Genomic DNA, 22,442 nt, shown 5'->3' on the forward strand with positions numbered 1-22,442 from the left:
AAACAGAAGTAAAAAGTCAAAAATACTGAAATTATGTGAAAAATGATGAAAAAAATAAACAGATTTCACTCTGTCTATGTAAATTTAAAATAACTTAAATTATTTTTCTTGGTAGTTTGATCCACCTCTGATTTTACCTTTTGTGCTGTGGATTAACATTCTACCTTTGTTGTTTTTTGCTAATTCTTTAGCAAATTCGATTGCTTCTTTTTGTGTTTCAAAAGTTTTAATAGCTTTTACTCCACCTTGTCTGATAACTTTTCATCCATCGTTGTGTTGTGAAACGTGTCAAACAGCGTCTAATTCTTTAACTTCTTTTTCTTGAACTTCATTTACTTTTGCCATAATTATTCGTCAAGCTCATCAATTCTAGATTGATGTCTTCCTCCTTCAAATTGTGTAGTCATATATTCATTTAACATATCTTTAGCTTCTTCAAATGTTACTTGTCTTCCACCGAATACAAGAACATTTGCATTATTGTGCTGTTTTGCTAAGTGTGCATCTTCAACAGATGTAACTCTAGCTGCACGAATGTGTTTGTGTCTGTTAAGTGCATATGAAATACCTAAACCTGTACCACAAACTGCGATACCAAAATCAGGGTGTGCTTCATCTACATAGTTAGCTAATTCCTTACCTTTTGAAGCATATGACACTGAAACTGAATCTGTTTCAGGTCCTAAGTCTACAACATCAAACCCTTGTTCTTTTAAGTATGATGCTAATTCATCTTTTAATTTGTAACCTGCGTGATCACTTGCAAGTGCTACTACTTTTTTGCTCATTAGTCCTCCTTTTAAATTTTGAACATTAATTTATTGATAAATTAATTATACAAAGTTTTAAAAACTTTTGTATTTTCAATTTTGTGAAAACTTTAGTGGAAAAATTGTGCTTTAGTTCCTTTTTGACAAAAATTACTAAATATAATGAGATGAAGACACAAGTAGATCAAAGAGATTGCTCATTATATGTGCTAGATTATTTTCACGAGTTTTTCTACAAAGAAAATTTAGATATTAATAATCTAAAATTGCAAATTCAATATAGTGCAGCAGGTATAAGTTTAGAAAACATCAAGCTCCTTGCTTCAAAAGTAAATTTGGAGCTTAATGCTTATGAAATTAATTGTGAACAATTGTTTTTGTTAGAAAAGCAAGTTTTTCCTATTGCGACAGTTATCAAAAATAATACTTCGGACCATATGATTGTAATTAGGAAAATCAAGAACAATAAATTTTATATTTATGATCCGATTGATGGCGATGTTAAATTGAGTAAAAATGAATTTAAAACTAAATTCACTAACATTATTGTTGCATTTAGTAAAAACAAAAAACAAATTGATAATGAAGATGAAGAAAACAAGAAAAATATAAAACCAAATCCATTGATAAGTAACTCCTGAAGTTTAAAAATTTCATTATGGTCTAACTTCTCATTTTTATACTTATTTTGCTTACTCATAGAAATAAGCATCTATATTTCGTTTCCATTCTTGAATAAAGTTATCCTGAATAATATTGCTTTAAATAAAGATGATCAAATTCTTATGTTCTTAGGAATGATTTTTAGTGTGTTATTTTTAATAAATTTCACATTCAACTTACTAACCAGACAACTGATGTATAAAATAGCAACTAAATATAAAAGCGACTTAATTAATAATTTAATAAATGAATTGAAGTTTAAAAATAAGCAAGTGATTAATTTGCTAACTTTTTCAGATTTTAAAAACAGAATTATTGCACTTGATAATTTAAGTTTATTTAAATTATGTTTTCTTCCTGAATTAATCAGCACAGTTATTTCGATTGCTGTTTCATTTATTTTACTAATCAATATAAATTGAGTGTTGCTTTTAATAATTTTTTGTTATTCAGTAATTACATTGATTTTAAGTTTTATTAATAAAACTAATTTTGATAATAACTTCAATAAATTACTCAATAACTCGATTATGTTTGAAGATACCTTATTTAATATTTACAAATTAAATCAAACTTCACATAATGAAAATCTGCTTAATAATTTAAATCTTAAATCTACTTATGTTAATGAGAAATTGCATAGTGATTCAATTATTTTCAAGAATAAACAAAGCTTAATTAATTATTTAAGTTTATTTTTAGACTTTTTAGTTCCTTTATTAATTTTAATAATAGGAACTATTCAAATTTGAAATCAAAATTTAAGTGTTATCAATTTAATTTTCTTTTTAACCGGTGTTTCTTTATTCACTAAGCCAATTAAAAATATAATCCCATTAATAAATAGTTATAGTCAATATAAAAAGGATTTAGATTTGATTTCATTATTAAATTTTGAAGACTTAAAAATACCTAAAACTAGCTTACAGAACGAAAGAATAATTAAAATTCAACTTTCTAATATAAGTTATTCGTACAATTCATTAAAAGTTAATAAAGATTTAGAAATCAAGAAACTATTGATTGATTCGAGCATACATTTAGTCGGTAAAAATGGTTCAGGAAAAAGCACACTCTGTTCTATATTGAATGGCTCGTGTGAGAGCTTATCTGGAATTATTAAAGTTAATGATCAAAAGCTCAATCCATTCTTAGATGAAACATACAAACAAAGAGTGTTATACATTTCAAATCAGATGCTAAATTTAAAGATTAGAACACTAGAATACCTGTGTGTAACTGATATTAGTATTTTCAAGTCAATTTTAGAAAACAATAAATTAGATAAATTAATTGATGAATTAAACATTAATTTAAACTCATCACTGGATCAATTATCTAGTGGTCAGGTTCAATTTGTTAATTTGCTAAATATATTTTTAAATGACTATGATTTATTGATACTAGATGAAGCTTTTGCAAATATTGATAAATCAATGTTTGAAAAACTAAAACCTATTATTAAAAATAATTTGCAAAACAAATTAGTTGTAGAAATTTCACACAATAATAGATATATTTTCGATGATTCCAAGGAAGTAAATATTGAAAACTTATCTTAAAGAACATAAGTGAAATTTCTGCATATTACTTATATTATTTTTCATTTTCGCAGTGCTTATTTTAGTCTTATGTTCAACTAAAGTAAATGTATATAAACAAGTTTTAATAACTGCAGAAGGTGATGATTTATATTTATACAACTTCAACATTGATAATCAAAAACTAGATACCTGTTATGTTAGTTTTATTTATGATAATGAATTTTATAAATTCAATATCGATATTTCTAATCAAGATCACTCTGATGTTCTTATCAAAAGTGATGAACTGAAGTTATTTGTAAATGAAAATAACATTAGACAAATTCAAGTTAATCTACTAATTGATCAAACTTTATTTATCAAATATGTCTTGGGAAGTATATAAAAAAACTCCATTATAGAGTTTATTTATGATAAGTAATATTATTTCTAATTGTAAATGCTCTATAAATTTGCTCAACTAACATAACTCTAAATAATTGATGTGGAAAGGTCATTTTTGAGAAGTTAATTTTATTAGCAAACATTTCTTCATCAACTCCATTTGAACCACCAATTACAAAAGTTACATTATCAATATCTAAAAATGTTGATCCAAACTCTTCAGAGCTTAATTGTTTTCCTTGTAATGATAAGTAGATGACTTTTGAATTTTTAGGTATCTTTTCTAAAATCATTTCAGTTTCTTTTTTAATTTTTAACTGAATGTTATCTATCTTTTGTTCTTTAATTTCAATTAAATTAATCTTTGCGAAGAAGTTAATTTTCTTAACATAATCATCATATAAAACTTGAAAATATTTTGTTAATGAACCTACTGCAACTATATTTAGTTTCATTATTTGTTTTTTCTAGTTTCAATATGGAACATAAGCATCTGAATGTCAGCCGGGTTAATTCCACTAATTCTTGATGCTTGTCCGATTGTTAAAGGTCTAATTTTTTCAAGTTTTTGTTTAGCTTCTGTAGCTATGTTTTGAACTTTTGAATAATCTATATCTTTTGGTATTTTAAAGTCTTCTAATTTATTCATTTTTTGAGCATCAGATTTTTGTTTCTTAATGTAGCCCTCAAGTCTTACCATAATAGTTAATTCATTTTTGTAAGGGAAGTCGCCTAAAACATCAACCGGATCAACATCTGGTCTAGCTAAAACTCTTAACATTGAAACTCCATTTTCTACCCCAAGTTTTTTAGCTAATTCTGATTTAGATGATAAGTATGTGTTTTCTAATTCATTGATTTTTTCATCAATCATTTGGTATTTATTAATTATATTTTGGTAATCTGCATCAGAAACTAAACCAACTTCATTTCCATATTTCGCAAGTCTAATATCAGGGTTATCATTTCTTAATAATAAACGATATTCAGCTCTTGAAGTTAACATTCTGTAAGGTTCTTTAGTCCCTTTTGTAACTAAATCATCAACTAAAACACCAATGTAAGCATCGTGTCTTTTAAGAATCAATGGTTCTTTAGCTTCAAGTTTTCTTCCTACATTAATTCCAGCAATAAGACCTTGAGCTGCTGCTTCTTCATATCCACTTGTTCCATTAATTTGACCAGCTGTAAAAATGTTTTTGATAACTTTAGATTCTAATGTAGGTGTAATTTGCAATGGATTTAATGCATCATATTCAATTGCATATCCTCATTTTTGAACCTTCATATTTTCTAAGCCAGGAATTGTTCTTAACATTAAATCTTGAACTTCAACAGGCATTGATGTAGACATTCCGTTTACATAAATAATTGAACCATCAGCAGTTTCTGGTTCAAAGAAAACTTGATGTCTTTCTTTATCGGCAAATCTCATAACCTTATCTTCAACACTTGGACAGTATCTTGGACCGATCCCTTCGATAAGTCCTGAATACATAGCTGATTTATCAATGTTATTTCTAATAATTTCGTGCGTCTTCTCGTTTGTGTAAGTTAAATAACATGAAATTTGCTTATCAAGTTTAACATTTGAACGCGATGAGAAAGCTAAATAAGTATCATTAAGTTCTTCTTTTTCAACTTTTGAAAAATCGATTGAATCAGCATAAACTCTAGCAGGTGTTCCAGTTTTTAATCTTTGTAAATCAAAACCTAACTTAGCAAGCGATCGTGATAATTTTGGTGTTGTTTTTTGATTATCAGGTCCTGAAATTTTAATTTCATCACCTCTAAGAATTCTTGAGTTCATATACGTTCCTGTTGTGATAACTAAAACTTTAGCATCTAAGATTGAACCATCTTCCATTTTGATCGCTTTAAATTGGTTATTATCATCAACAAGAATATCCTCAGCAACTCCTTCAATTAAAGTTACATTTTTGTGATTTTGTAACGCTTCTAAAATAAGTGCTGAATATTTTTCTTTATCAATTTGAGCTCTCATAGCTCTAACTGCAGGACCTTTTGATTCATTAAGCATCTTAATTTGAATCATTGCTAAATCTGAAAAGTAACCTTGAACTCCACCAAGTGCATCAATTTCACGTGTAATAATTCCTTTAGCAGGTCCACCAATTGATGGGTTGCAAGGCATCATAGCAACTTTTGAAAGATCAAAAGTGATAAGAGCTACTTTGTGCCCCATATTCGCTAAAGCAAAAGTTGCTTCAACTCCAGCATGACCTCCACCTATAACTATTGCTTCAAATTCTTTTTTGTTCTCTAAAATACCTTTATTATTCATAGTTTCATAATTTTAATTTATTTTTTAATTTTTAAAAATCATAAAATTAGCTTATTTTATGGTCTAAATCCATGTTTTTCATTAAATATCTCAATTAAAATAACAAAATTAATTAAAAAATGAACAGACTTTTAAATCTGCTCATCTAAATAATTTTAATTAATTAATCATCATACTCATCGACGATTTCTTCATCTGATTCACTTGGAAAATCATCTGGCTCGATGTTTCTTGTGAATTTACAGTTAGGGAAGTTTTTGCAAGCAATGAATGGTTGATTTTTCTTGTTATATCTTTTAACTAAGATACCATCATCTTCAGGACAAGTTGTATCCAATTGTTCTAACTTGAATGTGTAAGGTGTAATTTTACCTTGTGCATTATCAAATTCAACAAGGAAGTTATCTCAGAAATCTTGCATAACTTCATTTTTAGTGATTTCATCTTCAGCAATTTGGTCTAATTCTTCTTCAACGTGTGCTGTATAACTTTCATTAATAATATTAGGAAAAGCAGCGATTAAGTTTTGTAAGATAATTTCACCAAATTCAGTAGGATGTAATGCACCATTGTTCAATTCAACAAAACGTCTGTCTTTAACAATTTGCACTGTTGAAGCAAATGTTGATGGACGCCCAACTTTGATGTTATCAAGCGCTTCAATAAGTGTCCCATCATTATATCTTGGTGCTGGTTTTGTTTCATGATCACATAAGATAAACTCATCAACTTTAACTTCTTGATCAATTTCGTAATTTGGATCAACTTGTTCAGATTCTTTACCTGTTACAACATAGTAACCATTAAATTTAATTGTTGAATAAGAATTTTTAAATGTGTATTTATCATTTACATAAGTATATTGAACACTTGTTCTAATTGGTTGCTTAATTAAAGCTTGAAGTGTTGTATCATAGATTAATTTGTAAATTCTTACATCATTATCTTCCATTTTTGGATAGTGAATTTGAACTTGTTCAGGTGTTAATGAAACATCTGATGGTCTAATAGCCTCGTGGGCATCTTGATCTCCACTGAATCCTTTAATTTCATCAGCAATATAATCTTCACCTCACTTATTTTTGATAAATTTATGTGCATCATCAATAAACGATTGAGATAAACGTGTTGAATCTGTTCTCGGGTAAGTAATTAAACCGTTTTCGAAAAGTTTTTTAAGAATGTTCGTTGTTGAATTAGATGAAAATGGTGATTTTTTATATAAAACAGCTTGTTTGAATGGTTGAATTGCTCCAACTTTTCTATCAGAAACTTTTTTGTTAGTTACTTTTAAAACTTTAGGAGCTGACTCAAAGTATTCTTTGATTACATCAACTTCTGAACTGTAAATTCAGTTTTTTCTATCTGATTCATTAGCTTCATTGTGATATGCAGCTAAAACAGGATTCTTATTTAATTTAGCATCAAGAGTAAAGTATTTTTCAGGAATAAATGCTCTGATTTCTTTTTCTCTATCAACTATTAATTTAAGAGCAATTGATTGAACTCTTCCTGCTGTAGGTTGACCTGGTGTATTTTTGAATTTATATCTTAATAAATAAGATAATCTAAATCCAATAATTCTGTCAAGCATTCTACGACTCTTTTGAGCATTAACAAGAGCGTCATCAATAATTGTTGGATTATCTAAGGCTCTTAAAATAGCATCTTTAGTAATCTCATTATATTTAATACGTGAGTATTTTTCTGTGGGTATTTTTAAATAATCAACTAATTGGTACCCTATAGCTTCTCCTTCACGGTCAGGGTCAGTTGCTATATAAACGTGTTCTGCTTCATTTGTTGCTTTTTTAAGCTCGTTGATAATATTTTTCTTTGTATTATCAGCTGTATAAAGAGGTTCTCAAGTATCAAAATCGATACCTAACGAATAAAGACCAGAAATCTTCATTCTAAGGAAATGACCTACAGATGCAATAACACTGTATTCATCTCCAACATATTTTTGAATTGTCTTAACCTTTGTAGGTGACTCGACAATAATTAATTTTTTCTTCAAGGTTGTTGCACTCATATTGGAAAATATATACTTTTTTTAGAAAATCAAAAGCATTTAAATTATTCTGCTTATATTAATTATTAATATTTTAATAATTAGGAAATGTAAAAATTTTTACATCACACAACAATAGAACAATCTTTTAAAACTTTAGATTTTTTATATGTTAAAATATACTAACTATGGAATTAACTATGTATAACTCTTTAATGCAAATTAAAAATAAGCATGATGAATTAGAAAAATCTTTACAAGATCAGGAAATAATTTCTGACATTAAAAAATACACAAAAATTAATAAAGAAATTAACTCAATTAAAGATATTGTTGAAGCATTTGATAAATACCTTGAAGCTGAAGCTAACTTAGCAAATGCAAAAGAAATGTTAGGTGAATCAGATGAAGAATTGGTCGCTCTTGCAAAAATGGAAATTAATGAAGCTGAAAAAACAATGGAAGCTTTATCTGAAGATCTTAAAATCTTAATTCTTCCAAAAGATGAAAACGATGAAAAAGACGTTATTGTTGAAATTCGTGGAGCAGCTGGTGGTGATGAAGCTAACATTTTTGCAGGTGACTTATATAGAATGTACACAAAATGAGCTTCACAAAATGATATGAAAACCACACTTTTAGATGCATCAGCATCTGAAGCTGGTGGATTTACTTTGGTTACATTTGCTGTAAAAGGTGACAGACCATATTCAAAACTTAAATTTGAATCAGGTGTTCACAGAGTTCAAAGAATTCCTGCAACCGAGACTAAAGGTAGAGTTCATACTTCAACAGCAACAGTTACAGTTATGCCTGAAATTGATGATGATATTCAAGTTGAAATTAAATCTGAAGATATCAGAATTGACGTTTACCGTTCATCAGGAAACGGTGGTCAATCAGTTAACACAACTGACTCAGCAGTTCGTATTACACACTTCCCGACTGGAATTGTTGTAACTTGTCAAGAAGGTAAAAACCAAATTCAAAACAGAGAAATCGCAATGAGAGTTCTTAAATCAAAACTTTACGACATTGAGTTGCAGAAAAAACAAGCAGAAGAATCAGGTTACAGAAAATTAGCTGGTTCTGGTGCTAGAAGTGAAAAAATCAGAACATATAACTATCCTCAAGATAGAGTTACAGACCATAGAATTTCATACTCTACAAGTTTACTTCCTGTTATGGAAGGAAAACTTAATCCTATTATTGATGCATTACTTACAGAAGAACAAAACGAAAAAATCAAAGAAGCTGGAATTTAATGCCTACAAGAGAAGATTTATTATTAGAAAAAAGAAGATATGGTTTAGAACAAACTGTATCTTCTTTTGAATTAGAACAACTTCAAAAAGGAATGCCAGTTCAAAAAATAATGGGTTATGTTGAATTAGCAGATGTAACTATTGATGTTTCTAAAAAGGTTTTAATCCCTAGATACGAAACAGAAGAACTAGTTATATTAGTTAATTCAGAAAATAAAAAACAAAATTTAGATGTTTTAGACTTATGTACTGGTTCAGGTTTTATTGCAATTGCTCTAAAAAAAGCAAATCCAACTTGAAATATAACTGCATCAGATATAGATTCTGAAGCGATTGAGCAAACTAAAATAAATACACAAAAAAATGATGTTACGATTAACATCATTCAATCAGATATGTTTGAAAAAATCAATCAAAAATTTGATTTAATTGTTTCAAATCCACCTTACATTCAGGAAACTGAAATATTAGATAAATCAGTCACTGATTGAGAGCCACTTCACGCATTATATGCAAAAGATGATGGATTTTATTTTTATGATTTAATAATTAACAATGCAGAAAACTACTTAAAACCAGGTGGAAAAATCTATTTTGAAATCAATCCATTTCACATTAAATATTGAGAAAAATTACAAGAAAAATATAAAATTACTATACATAAAGATATGAGTTCTAAAAACAGGTTTGCTGTTATAGAATTTGACTAAAAGGAGAAAAAATGAAAAAAACAGTATTAATTGTTATTGATGGTTTAGGTTTAAGAGAACAAACACAAGGTAATGCATTTGCATTAGCTAATACACCAACATTTGATAACTTATTTGCAAATTATCCAAATTCACTTATTCAAGCTTCAGGTCAATATGTAGGGTTACCAGCAGGACAAATGGGAAACTCTGAAGTAGGACACTTAAACATTGGAGCTGGAACAGTTGTTTACACAGGACTTTCATTAATTCAAAAAGCTCTTGATGATAATACATTTAAATCAAATGAAGCTTTTGTAACTGCATTTGATGATGTTAAGAAAAACAATTCAACATTACACTTAATGGGGCTCTTATCACCTGGTGGAGTTCACTCACTTGAAAACCACTTATTTGAATTAATTGAAGCAGCACACGAACACGGAGTTAAAAATGTTTCAGTTCACGTTTTTGGAGACGGTAGAGACGTTGCTCCTAAATCAATTATTCCTTCACTTGAAAAATTAGTTGCATTATGTAACAAATATGGATACCATATCGCATCTATTTCAGGAAGATTTTATGCAATGGATAGAGACTCAATGTTTGATAGAGTTGATAAAGCATATGATGCTATTTTAGGTTTATCAGATGTTAAATTTGACAATGTAATTGATTATGTAAACAAACAATATGCAGAAGGAATTACAGATGAATTCTTTGTACCTGCTATTAATAAAACACTTCCAAAAAGTGACTTTGTAAAAGATCACGATTCAATTATCTTCTTTAACTTCAGACCTGACAGAGCAAGACAATTAACACACTTATTTATTGGTTCACCATTATATCCAAACAAACCGGCTCATCCAGTTGTAATTAACAAATTTGTTTCAATGATGAAATATGAAGGAATTGACACAATTGTTGCATTCAAAGAAATGGAAATCAATATGCCAATTGGTAGAGTTTTAGAATTAGCTAACTTAAATCAATTAAGAATTGCTGAAACTCAAAAATATGCTCACGTTACATACTTTATGGATGGTGGAAATGATATTGAATTTAAAAATTCAAAACGTATTATGGTCGACTCACTTAAAGTTGAATCATATGCTGATGCACCAGAAATGTCTGCAGAAGGAATTACAGACGAATTATTAGCAAACGCATTAAATTATGATGTAACAATTATGAATTATGCAAACCCTGATATGGTTGGACACACAGGAAACTTAAAAGCCGCTATCAAAGCAGTTGAATTCTTAGATTCACAAATTAAAAGAGTTATTGAATGAGCTGAAGCGAATAATGTTACAGTATTCATCACAGCTGACCACGGAAATGCTGAAATTACAGAAGATGAAAATGGTAAACCAGCTACAAAACATACATCAAGTCCGGTTATGTTAATTTGTACAGATAAAAACGTTAAATTAAAAGATGGAAAATTAGCTAACGTTGCACCTACTGTTTTAGATTACATCAATATTTCTAAACCTAAAGAAATGGATGAAGAATCTTTATTAGTTAAATAATTAAATTAAAAAAGTTTAATTAACTACTCTATTGTTATGTCTATAATCAGATATACTAAGTAAGCTTAATAAAACTTTTAAACCTATATAACCAACTTAAAAGTACATTTACTACAAATCTTAAAAGTACTAAATGTACTTTTTATTTGATTAAATTAGTTAATTTTAGTGCTTAATTTCACTAACAAAAACAGAAATAATTCATATAAAATTTACACACACAAAAATAGAATAACTATTTTGATAAATAAAAGCTAGATTAAAATAAAATAAAATACTTATAAAATAAAATTTTAATTTTATTTTAGTTATAAATAAAAAGAAAGGATGATTATGGCTGACAAAAATAGAAAAAGAAAACTCATTATTGGTCTAATACTTGGTGGTGTTGGTGCTGCAGCATTAATTGGTACTGGAGTTGGATTAGGATTAAGTAAAAAAGAAGCTCCCACTCCTGCTCAACCAGTTGAAAAGCAACCTGCTAAAAATATTGTTGCTAATTTATCAAACTTAACTCAAGCACAAAAAGATGCAATTTATAAACAAATTAATGATGCTGCTGATAAAACTGCAATTGATAATATTGTAAACAACTCAAGAGACTTAAATGAATTAGCTACTAAATTAAATGAAGCTAACGAAAAGCAAAAATCTGAAGCATACACAAATGCAGCAGCTGAGCAAAAACAAAAATTTAACGAAGCTAAAAAAGCTATTGAAGATGTTATTGCTGCTAAAACTGATTTAACTACACCAGTTGAAAACAAACAAAGCTTAATTGATGCATTAAATGCTGCTAAAGAAAAATTAAGTTCATCTACTTCATCAGAACAACCTACTAACCCTGAAAATGGTGATGGTGGAGGAAGCAATGAAACCCCAAGTAATCCTAATGGAGATGGAGGTTCATCAACTGAACCAACTGATCCTAATCCAGGAACAGGAAATGGTGATGATAATGGTACACCAGATTATGAAGAACCAGAAACTGGAGAAGAAACCCCATCACAACCTACTACATCAGAAAGAATTCTAGAACCTGAATATCCACCAGTTGATATGTTAAGTGAAGAAGAAATAAACCGTTTAACTGAAAATGCTAAATTCACAATCACAAACCAAGGTTATTTCCCAGAAGAAGGTAAACCAGTTGTATTACAATTTGTCGCTGGAAATGAAGAATTAAAACCAGAACAATTCAAATGATATTCAAATGATAGTGAATTTAGTGTTACTGATAAAGGTACTTTAGAAGTATTTAATAACCAAATCGGTATTGATTCTAACTTCCAACTTGAAGTTATCGGAACATACAATGGTAAAAAATACGTTAAGAAACTTAATGTGGAAATGGTTCACAAAGTTAACCCATTACAAAATGTAAAATTAACTGCATCAAATGATGGATTATTAATAAATAACGCAGCTACAGTTACAGCAAGTAATGTTGATGGTGTAGATTGAGCTAACTCATCTTGATACAGATATACAACATTAATTGAAAATGAACATTCAGCTACATTAAATGTAAACAGAGATGGAGACTATTCATTAGTAGTTAAAAATTCAGCTGGTGTAATGTGAAGATTAAAACCAGTTACTATTTCAGCATTACCACTTGCAAATAATACTCAACCATTCAGTTCATTACTTTCAAACAGATTAGACATTGTTTCATATACAGATAAAATCATTGATAGAAAATCTAGACCTTCAATCCAAAAACAAGTTTACGATACAAAATTAAACCAAATGTATTCAAGTTATGGATTCAGATACCCTGGATACGATTTTAACTACGAAAAAAATGGTTCAAGCTTTGCTGATCGCGCTTTCTTTGAAGTAAATGGTCAAAAACTTAGTATGGGTGAACTTGTTTACAACGAAAGAGTTGAAGGTGTTATTGGTGTAGATGGTTTCACAGGTGAAGGCGCACGTAAATATAGTGATGCAAACTTCATTAAAGAAGAAATCGCAAATAACCGTCTTAAAAAACACCCTGCTGCAGATAAATGATTCGAAAGAGTAGTTACAGACGAAACTCAAACAGTTACAAAAGAAATTTCAATCAACACATCGATGACAGGATACAACGTTATTGGTTTATATGCTCCAGCTGGAGAAGTTATTGAATTTGAAATTAGTGAAGACACATATAAAATTCTTAAAGAATTATATGGAACACCAAATGAAACTACAGGCGTTTACAGTGAAGTTCCGTTTGATTTCTATGTAAACAAAAGCTACTGAGACAACTACCCAGCAGACAACACAGGGAAAATTTCTAACCGTTACCCATTTGTTCTATCAAGATTTAGATTTAGATTTAACGAAATTGACCCAGTCACAAGAAGAGTTAAAGTTGGTTCACCATTTGGTGGAGCATTATCAATTAACGTTGGTGTAACTCTTAGAGATCAAAATGGTAACCCTGCTCCATTTGACGTTAAAGTTTATAATGCAGTTGAACAACTTCACTACGTTTATGGACAAACAACAAAAGCAGAATGAGATGCACAAATGGCCGCTGTTAAAGCAGGTACAATTAATGCACCTATTATGACAATTCAATCAAACTACACAGGTATAGCAATTCCTTATACATCATCAAGTGCTATTGCTCATGTTAAATTTGATGATATTATCTTCCCTGAAGAAAAAATGCACAAATGAGACAGTTTCTATGAAATGTCATACTTCTGATTCGACTACAACGCACCTAAGTTAGCACTTAACTACTGTGATGACGTTTGAGGAGGAGCTGGTGCTTGAGGTGGTGGATACAACCTTTGAGCTCCAATCGGATGAGCATCACCTTACTTAAAAGGAGCTTCTGACTTTGGATTTGATGATTGAGGAAACTACCACGAAATTAACCATAACTTTCAACCTCACCAAGATCCATTCAATGTAAGAGACCACGGATGAACAAACATTCCATCAGTAATTAACTTATCATTTATTAATGATAAAACAAGACTTCGTGGAATCACAAACCCATCAGGAGACTTTGATGTATACTGAGCTAGATTAGCTAACTCATATGTAATTAACCAAACAAAAGCTGACTGATACGCACTTTACTCAAATATGATTTACACATTAGGACCAGTTAACTTTATTGAATGAGTTAAATCATCAGGAAGAAATGGTTTATACGATAAGAAATTGAAGACAACTTGATACTTATCTAAATACTTCAAATTAAACTTCTACTACGCACTAAAACAATACGCAAGCACAATTGAATCATTACAACGATCAGTACCAACAGTTGATATTGCAAACGACCATAAACCAGAATTTGATGCAGCTATGGCTGAAGCTAATAAAGCTACAGCTGAATTTAAAAAAGTTCAAGCTGACTGAAAAGATTGAAGATTAAACGGAAGTCAAGAAATTGACCCTAAAGGTTACTGAGGATATAATGATGCCGATAGACCTCGAAACTTAACAGAAATGGATAAACAATGAGCTCAAAAAGAGAGAGATACCATTGCTAAATTAAGAGCAACTGGAGATAAAATCAATGAGCTTATGGTTAAATATCCAGATCAAGAAAACATCGAAAGAATGCTTGATATGTTCCAATGACCATCATTCGATTTTGTCGCTAACGTTTATGCTTGTGGTCAATTCTTATACAACAGTGAGCTAGACAGATTTGAATATACTTCAGATACAGCTCCAGCTTACCAAATTCCAGCAGGGCAAGACTTTACATTTGACTTTGCTAATGGAATTAACTCACTTAATTCTAACTTTAGAATTAAAGAACTTAAATTCCCTGCAAGAACAAAATTAGGTGGAAGTTTAGAATTTGATCCATCAGATCCTACAAGAATGAAAGTTATCTATAGAGCAAATCCAGATAAACTTGCAGAAATTGATGAATTTGATATGGAAGTTATTCCAGCTGACTTTGAAAACAAACCAAAAAGATATGTACCTGCTTACAGATACAAAATTAAACTTAGAAACGTAATTAACCGTCCAGTCTTAACAACTTACCAACTTACAGATGGTCAAGTTAAAGGGTTAAGAACAATTTCACAAATTATGAACTACATCAAAACAAATAACATTCAACCAAAAGATACTTTAGTCGAAGATTTTGAACAAAGAAAACTTCAAAACCCATTCACAGGTAAAAAACAATTAGTTGAATCTAAGGCAAAATTCATCGCACCTGAAACGGGATCATATAATATTAAAGCTTACTTCTCTAACTGAGGATACATTAAGATTGGCGATGCATTCGAAGGTGAAATTAACTCATCAAATAATGCACTAAAAGATTTTGGTACAGTAACATTACAAAAAGGACAAGTTTACGACCTTACAATCGCTGCTTGAAATGATATTGCATACTCAAGAAGAACATTCTGATTGGAAAAAATCAATGATACAGGTTCAAATACAATCTACGAAATTAACAACTATGCATTAAGTCCAAATCTTCCAGCAGATTGATACGATACACCAGAAAAAATCCAAGAATTATTAACTAGTCAACAATGACAATACAAACCAAGATTTATGCCTACTGATACTAAGAGCGACCTTCAAATTACAAAATTCGCTGGTTCAGCTCAAGTTACAAACCCTGTTGCATTAAGTGTTAGAGGACCTTCTAATAAATATATTAATGGTAATACAGAATATAAAGCAATTTACGACCAAATTTATGATACAAAAATTGAAAATTGATATATAAATAAATTAGACTTTAATATCAAGTTCCAAAAACCTGCTACATTAAGCTTTATGGATATTATTGCTAAAGCTGACTTCCAAAAACAATACCGTCCAACTCATTACACAATCGAACTTAAGAGAACTGAAAAAGTTGAAAATAAAGAAGGGGGATTTATTGATGTTCCGGTTGTGTTCAAAACATTAAACTTTGTAGTTGACCCTACAAAAGATACAGAAGGTCTTCCATTAACTAATAGATTAGACTTTGGTGCTATTTATGATGGAATTGAAGAAGTTCACATTACAACAATGAGAGAGCCAATCAATGACGACGAAAAAACGCTTAAAGTGACAATCATTAGAGAAATTAAATTTGGTCTTGACACTCAAAACAAGAGAGTATTACCAATTAACAACCCTGAAATTCAATTCTATGGATCATCTTGAGAATTTTTAACAAACGAAAATGATCAAATCAACAACGCAATCAATGGTGTTTCAGCTAAAGTTTCAAAAGCTAACGAATACTTTGAATTTACATTCAACTCAGACGCTATTGACTTATTTGGAAAAACAGGACCAAATATGTCATCATTTGACGTATACATCGATGATGAATTAGTTCTTGAAAATGTTTCAGCAGTTACAACTGAAGAAACATACAACCACTGTTTATTAACATTATTTACACCTGAAAAATATGACTTAACAAAAGATCACAAAATGAAGATTGTAAATAAAGAAAATAAACCATTGTTCTTTAACTACATTTTAACCAAATAAGATGTAATCGCAAAATTTAGAAGATACCTTACGGTGTCTTCTTTTTCTTTTACTTTTTTTGGCAAAAAATAAAATAAAAAACCTTCATCACTAGAACGAAAGTTTAAATTTAAAAATTATTTATTACGTTTTCTACGTTTTTTGTAGAAGATAAATCCAAAGATTGAACCAATTAATCCAAGTAATCCTGATACACCACCTGCAATTGGACCGACTAAGTTTGAACCACTATTTGTGTTTTCTTTTTTATCTTCTTCTTTAGCAGAGTCTTCAGGTTTAGTTTCTGGTTGAATTTTACCGTTAAGAGCTTCTGTAGCTTTTTGAAGTACAACTAATCTTTCAGATAAATTAGGAATTCCTGTAGTAAAGTCTTCTTTTGCTTTAATTTCTTCAAAAGCAGCTAATGCATTATCAAATGCATCTTTAAATTGTTTATCAGCTTGAATGTATTGTGTTGTTTCTTTCATCGCTTCAGCAATCTCAACAACATCAAATGCACTGTTAACTTCTTTTACATTATTCTTAATATCTTTAATCTTAGAAACTTCATCTAAGCTGTTTACAGCATTTCTTGCAGCTTCTTTTTGAGTATCTAATAAGTTTGAGGCATTTTCAAGAGCAGCAAGTGCTTCTTCTTTAGCTGTTTTCAATCTATCGGCACCATCAAGCACATCGTGAGTTGATTTTAATGTATCTAACTTGTTATCTAAGTTAGCGTATGGTTTTTCAAATTCAAGTGTTGTTGTTAAGTCGTTTAAAGCAGTAACCGCATCATCAAATACATCTTGGTTTGAAGATTGAGTGTATTTGATTTCTGATTCAACTTCTCTAGTAGATTCAACTTTAGCAATCGCTCCATCAATGCTTGATGCATTTGAAACTACTTTATCAATTTGTGCTTTACTTGATTTAGCTTCTACTAATTTGATAGCTTTTTCTTTTTGAGTTTCTGATAATTTAGGTAATGAGTTAATTTTAGCTATAGCATCTTCTTTTTGAGTTTCAAGTAATTTTTCTTCAACTTCAGCGATTGATGATTTAGCTTCAACTTCATTTTTAGCAGCATCTTTTTGAACTGATGTTAAGTTTTCAAGTGCTTCGATAGCTTTAATTGCTTCGGCTTTTACAGCATTTAATCTATCTTTACCATTTAATGAACCCTTAGCTTCAGATACAGCTTGTAATTTAGTATCTAATTGGTCAAATGGAGTTTCAAAGTCTGTGTAGCTTGATAATCCATCTAATGCAGTTGCAGCATTATCAAGGTTTGTCTTAACATCATCTGATGCTTGTTTGTATTGCACTTCTTCTTTTATTGCAACTTCATCATTAAGTGTCCCAATACCACTGTTAACTTTTTCTGCATTAGCAACAATTGCATCAATTTCATCTTTAGTTGCTTTTGAGTTAATTAAAGCTTTAACAGCTTGTTTTTGTACATCGTCTGATAAGTTTGATAATGAGTCGATTTTATTTGATGCATCTTGTTTTTGAGCATCTAATAATTTATCAGCAACATTAGCGATAGTCGTTTGTTTTTCAACTTCAGTTTTTGCGTCTCTTTTCTCATCATCTAATAAGTTAGGCAATGCATCAATATCAGATTTAGCAGCAGCTATTGCAGCATCTAAGTTTTGTTGACCATCAAGTGAGTTGATTGCATTATTAAGAGCTTCAGTTTTTTCTGCAATGTCAGCAATAGGACTTGTTGTAAAGTCTATTACTGTTTCTACACCTGGTAAGTTGTCAAACTCTGTTTGAGCAACTTGTTTTTTATCTGAATCAGCTTCTGTAAATTGTGGTTTTGATTTAACATCATTAAATCTTTGAACTTGTTCAATTGCTGCATCAACATTTGTTACGTTTGTAGCAATATCTTTTACTTCTTGAACTGCTGTAGCAGCATCGATTTGGTTATTTGCTTCTGTAATTTGTTCTTCTAATAAGTGTGTTAATTTAGTCAATTCAGATTTTGCAGTTTGTCTTGCTGCTTTTAATTCAATTAAAACATTATTAAGTTTTTTAGCATTGTTTTTAATATCTGTGACTTCTGAAATTGAGTTAGCTGAAGTTATGCTATTTGCAAAAGTATCTTTTTGTTCATTTGATAATTCACTTAAATTAGAAATGAAAATGTTAGCTTGTTCTTTTTCTTTTTTAAGTCTGTCTAATCCATCCAAGTCACCTTTTGCATTCTCAAGAGCTATAACATTTGCATCAAAGTTAGCAGGTAATGTTGAAAAATCAGTTTGTGATTTTAATGGTAATAAACTATCCAATATAGTATCAAAGTTCGTTTTTCTAGAACCCTCAGATTCAGTGTAGTTTATTGTTGATTTTTCATATTCAGCTTCTTTAATTTTTGGAAGTGCATAATCAACTTTTGAATAGTTTCATTGAATTGCATCAATTTCAGTTTTTGTAGTTTTATTATTAATTAATTCAGCTGCTTTTTGTTTTTGGGTTTGTCCTAAGTTAGATAATGAATTAATTTTGTTGATTGCATTTTGTTTTTGAGCTTCAAATAATTTTAAATTAACTAAATTAATTGTGTTAGCAGCATTGATTGCATCTTGTGCAACTTTTATTCGTTCTTCAGTTAAATTAGTTAATTTAATCAACTCATTTAATGCAGTTGTTCTTGCAGATGATAATTTAGAATCACCATCAAGATCCTCGATAGCGTTTTTTAAGTTAACTGTTAAGCTATCAATATTAGAAATTGATCTTGTAAAGTCTGAATTTGATTTGATATTGTCTATTGCACTTTTAACAGAATCAAATGTTTGTTTTTTATTCTTTGCAGCTTCTGTATATGCTGGTTGATTTAATTTCGAATCAGCAATTGAAAGTTGTTCTAATGCAGCATTTAATTTTGCAGCATTAGAAACAATTAAATTTACATCATTTGTAGTTTGCGCATTACTAATAGAGGTTTTAGCAGCTGGTTTTTGAACATTGTCTGATAAGTAAGTTAACTTATCAATATTTTTGTTAGTTTCTGCTTTTGCAGTATCTAATCTTCTTTGACCATCTAAGTTGTTTTTTGCTATCTGCAAGTTCGGTATTGCACTATCAATATTCTCAATTACTCTATCAAATGTATTTGAATTTTTAACTGTATTAGCAACTATTTCTGCGTTATCATAAGCTTTTTTAAGATCTGTCGATGCTTCTGTATAGTTAATTGATGACTTTGCAGAATCAAAATTCTTGAGTTGAGCATTAAAGTTGTTTAATTTAATTACATTTGAAACTATTGAATTCATTGCAACTCTATTTGCACATTGTTCAACTGAAGTTTTTGCACTTGATTCTTGTGTATCAGTTAAGTTAGATAAACTATCAATTGTTTGATTAATAGCTTGATGTTCAAAATTATTTAATTCCTCAACTGCATTTTGCAATGCAATTGCGTCTGCATAAGATCTTTTTTGGTTAAGTTCAGCAACTTTTTCATCAATAACGTTTTGCTCTAAATATTTAGATGACAAAATAGATTGTCTAATTGAATCTAAATTAGATTGTCCATTTAACATCGAAATAGCAGATTGCATACGTTGTTCAATATCATTAACTTTTGTTTCTTGAATTTCTGAAAGTGTTAATTGCTCATTAATTTCAGTAATTAATTGATCAATTTTAGTTGCTCAACCACTATTATCAAGTAAGTAATTGATTTGTGTTTTTTGTTCTTCGCATTTTTGTAATGCAGCTCTTAATCTTTCTCTATATAAGTTTTGATCATATTGTTTTTTTAAGTCTTCGAGTGATTTAATAATTTGAGTGCATTTATCATAATGAGTTTGTAATCTGCTTTTTACATTCGCAAAATCAATAGTTGCATCATTATTAATTGTTTCTTTGATAATAGCTTGAATAGATTGAATATTTTGGTTTAATTCTGCTTTTTTATCTTGGTAGTTAATTTGTAAATTATCTAAATCTAAGTCAGCAACTTTTTGATTGAACAGTCCTAAATAATCCTGAAGATCATTCAAGATTGTTTTTAATCCAGCTAATTTATTTTTCTTCTTGATGTAAATGTTAAGAACATTTTGATATTCAGGTAATTTAGGAATTGTTGTAATTACATCTTGAAATGCTTGATAACTATCTTCTGATAATTTAGATTTGTCAGCCGTTGTTATAAAACTTAATTGAGAATTTCTAAATGGAACTGATGATTTAAATGTGTTTATATCTGATTTAAAAGCTTCATAAGCATTTTTTAAGTTTGTAATTTTATTTTGAACTTCAGTTTTATCTGAATCAAATAAGTCAGCTCATTCACCTCTTTGGTCAGTCATTGGTTGAATGATATATGAATTAGCTACACTTACAATTTCATTTTGAATATGAAATCTAATGAAATTTTGGTAAGTTGTATTAGCAAGAGTATCTGAATATGCCGCATAACTTCTCCCTATGCTAAGAAGTTTATTTACATATTCTTGATTTCTAGAAACCGTAAGTGTACCTTCAACATTTAAAATTCTTTTTGGAGTTGGATAGTAAATGTTTGTTGGAGTTTCTTTGTAGAAAACTAATTTGATTGAATCACCTAAAACAAATTTATTAGATAACTGAATTCTTGTATTTGTATCAGTTATCTTTTTCTTTTCTAAAAGATTATTACCTTTGTAAACTTCAACAAAGTAATCTTTCATCGGTTCATTTAATTCAATAATCGATGTATTGTCAACTAATTTAGTAACAGGAATCGCATTTAATTGTCTTCCTAAAATTCCACGTTTAATTACTCTTTGACTATACATATAGTTTTTACGCACTATAGCTAATGCAAGGGCATCTCCAGGGAAGTCCATTGGTACAATTCCTAAATGTTCTCATTGATCTTCTTTTTGTTGAAGTTTTTTAACAAGTCATTTATTTAAAGCTTTGCTAGTTCATCAAGGCTGCTCACCGTTAGATCTTGAAAGGAAGTTGGTCATTATGTCATTGTGAAAATCATTTAGATCTTGATACATGTTTGCCATAGACTCAAATGTTCTCTTCTTTACATCTTCTGTTGAATCATATGCATCTTGTCAAATATTTCAGTTATTACCGTGATCAATGAAAGTTCCATAGTTATTATCTGAATAAACTTTGTGGTGAAAGTTATTTACAACAAAAACTTTACCTCTTAGTTCATTAAGTGTTGGGTTCAGATTATTATTACGAGAATCGTTTTTGAAGAGAAAATCTTTGAATTTATAAAGATTATCGATTATTAAGTTTCTTCATTTTATACAATCTGTAGCAGATAAATTACCAACATCTACATTTTCATCTTTTATACGTAAAATGATTGTTTCACTTGAGTGTGCAGTTAAGAATTTTTTACACTCATCTAACACATTTTGTAGATATAAGTTATTCGAATATGCTCCACCGTGATTAACTAAATTGTTTCTATCTAAACGAATATCAAAATAACGAATACCCATTTTTAATTGAGCAGGTAAATTTTTGTACTGTGTTCTAGCTCAAGCAGAACCGAAAAATCATTTAACACCTCTACCATCATACATACCACTATCGTGAGTTCCTGGTATAGAAAGCTCTGATAGCAATTTATCCCCATCAACATCAGCCATTCAATCACTTAAATTCAATTGTGTTTGTGTATCATCTGAATAAGCTTTATTTTCATCTGTTCAAGAAACTCTTTGCTGAACAATTCCTGAAATTGCAGTCAATGAAAGAATCGGAGCAGCTCCGAGAGTTAAACTTATTATTAATTTTTTAATTCTTTTTTTCACAAATGTACCAACTAACTTAAA

At 29.5% G+C, this 22,442-nt stretch carries 12 protein-coding genes; 6 read left to right on the forward strand and 6 right to left on the reverse strand.

Translation table 4 applies throughout. The features are described 5' to 3' along the window. Window positions 1-99: 99 nt before the first annotated feature. Window positions 100-345: a DUF2188 domain-containing protein gene (locus ACNF36_RS00635; RefSeq protein ID WP_257089736.1), complete on the reverse strand. Its 246-nt coding sequence runs from the start codon at window positions 343-345 to the stop codon at window positions 100-102. A gap of 2 nt (window positions 346-347) precedes the next feature. Beyond that, complete coding sequence (locus tag ACNF36_RS00640; RefSeq protein ID WP_257089734.1) at window positions 348-788, reverse strand: RpiB/LacA/LacB family sugar-phosphate isomerase; 441 nt, start codon at window positions 786-788, stop codon at window positions 348-350. Between the two features lie 149 nt (window positions 789-937). Here ACNF36_RS00640 and ACNF36_RS00645 point away from each other — a divergent pair, with 149 nt between their 5' ends. Then, window positions 938-2,995 carry an Mbov_0121 family peptidase domain-containing ABC transporter gene (locus tag ACNF36_RS00645; protein ID WP_323176398.1) on the forward strand — a complete coding sequence of 686 codons (2,058 nt, stop codon included), beginning with the start codon at window positions 938-940 and terminating at the stop codon, window positions 2,993-2,995. Further along, window positions 2,979-3,362 (forward strand): MAG1140 family protein, encoded by a 384-nt coding sequence (locus ACNF36_RS00650; protein WP_323176399.1) that lies wholly within the window; start codon window positions 2,979-2,981, stop codon window positions 3,360-3,362. Before ACNF36_RS00645 ends, ACNF36_RS00650 begins: the two co-directional genes overlap by 17 nt. Before the next feature lie 19 nt (window positions 3,363-3,381). On the opposite strand, the gene ACNF36_RS00655 is transcribed toward ACNF36_RS00650, so the two are convergent. The 3 genes from ACNF36_RS00655 to topA all read right to left on the reverse strand — a co-directional run bounded on the left by ACNF36_RS00655 (window position 3,382) and on the right by topA (window position 7,701). Then, the gene (locus ACNF36_RS00655) at window positions 3,382-3,816 is read right to left on the reverse strand and encodes a 23S rRNA (pseudouridine(1915)-N(3))-methyltransferase RlmH (RefSeq protein ID WP_323176400.1); all 435 of its coding nucleotides are present in this window, start codon (window positions 3,814-3,816) and stop codon (window positions 3,382-3,384) included. Continuing rightward, a complete protein-coding gene (mnmG, locus tag ACNF36_RS00660) occupies window positions 3,816-5,666 on the reverse strand; it encodes a tRNA uridine-5-carboxymethylaminomethyl(34) synthesis enzyme MnmG (protein ID WP_323176401.1) in 1,851 nt (616 codons plus the stop codon). The genes ACNF36_RS00655 and mnmG overlap by 1 nt, the downstream gene beginning before the upstream one ends. Window positions 5,667-5,829: 163 nt before the next feature. Next, the gene (gene topA, locus ACNF36_RS00665; RefSeq protein WP_323176402.1) at window positions 5,830-7,701 is read right to left on the reverse strand and encodes a type I DNA topoisomerase; all 1,872 of its coding nucleotides are present in this window, start codon (window positions 7,699-7,701) and stop codon (window positions 5,830-5,832) included. A 179-nt stretch (window positions 7,702-7,880) separates the two neighbouring features. Here topA and prfA point away from each other — a divergent pair, with 179 nt between their 5' ends. The 4 genes from prfA to ACNF36_RS00685 all read left to right on the forward strand — a co-directional run bounded on the left by prfA (window position 7,881) and on the right by ACNF36_RS00685 (window position 16,653). Next, on the forward strand, window positions 7,881-8,945 hold the full coding sequence (gene prfA / locus ACNF36_RS00670) for a peptide chain release factor 1 (RefSeq protein WP_323176403.1): 1,065 nt from the start codon (window positions 7,881-7,883) through the stop codon (window positions 8,943-8,945). Then, on the forward strand, window positions 8,945-9,655 hold the full coding sequence (prmC, locus tag ACNF36_RS00675; protein ID WP_418303377.1) for a peptide chain release factor N(5)-glutamine methyltransferase: 711 nt from the start codon (window positions 8,945-8,947) through the stop codon (window positions 9,653-9,655). The genes prfA and prmC overlap by 1 nt, the downstream gene beginning before the upstream one ends. An 11-nt stretch (window positions 9,656-9,666) precedes the next feature. After that, a complete protein-coding gene (gene gpmI, locus ACNF36_RS00680; RefSeq protein WP_418303378.1) occupies window positions 9,667-11,172 on the forward strand; it encodes a 2,3-bisphosphoglycerate-independent phosphoglycerate mutase in 1,506 nt (501 codons plus the stop codon). A gap of 333 nt (window positions 11,173-11,505) precedes the next feature. After that, window positions 11,506-16,653, forward strand: a complete 5,148-nt coding sequence (locus ACNF36_RS00685) for a M60 family metallopeptidase (protein ID WP_418303379.1) — start codon at window positions 11,506-11,508, stop codon at window positions 16,651-16,653. 116 nt (window positions 16,654-16,769) lie between these two features. Here the strand turns inward: ACNF36_RS00685 and ACNF36_RS00690 are convergent, their stop codons facing one another. Further along, entirely contained in the window at window positions 16,770-22,421 is a 5,652-nt protein-coding gene (locus ACNF36_RS00690; RefSeq protein WP_418303380.1) for a phosphatidylinositol-specific phospholipase C domain-containing protein, read from the reverse strand. Window positions 22,422-22,442: the final 21 nt, after the last annotated feature.

It is taken from the genome of Mycoplasma sp. 4463, from assembly GCF_048381515.1.
GTDB lineage: Bacteria > Bacillota_I > Bacilli_A > Mycoplasmatales > Metamycoplasmataceae > Mycoplasmopsis.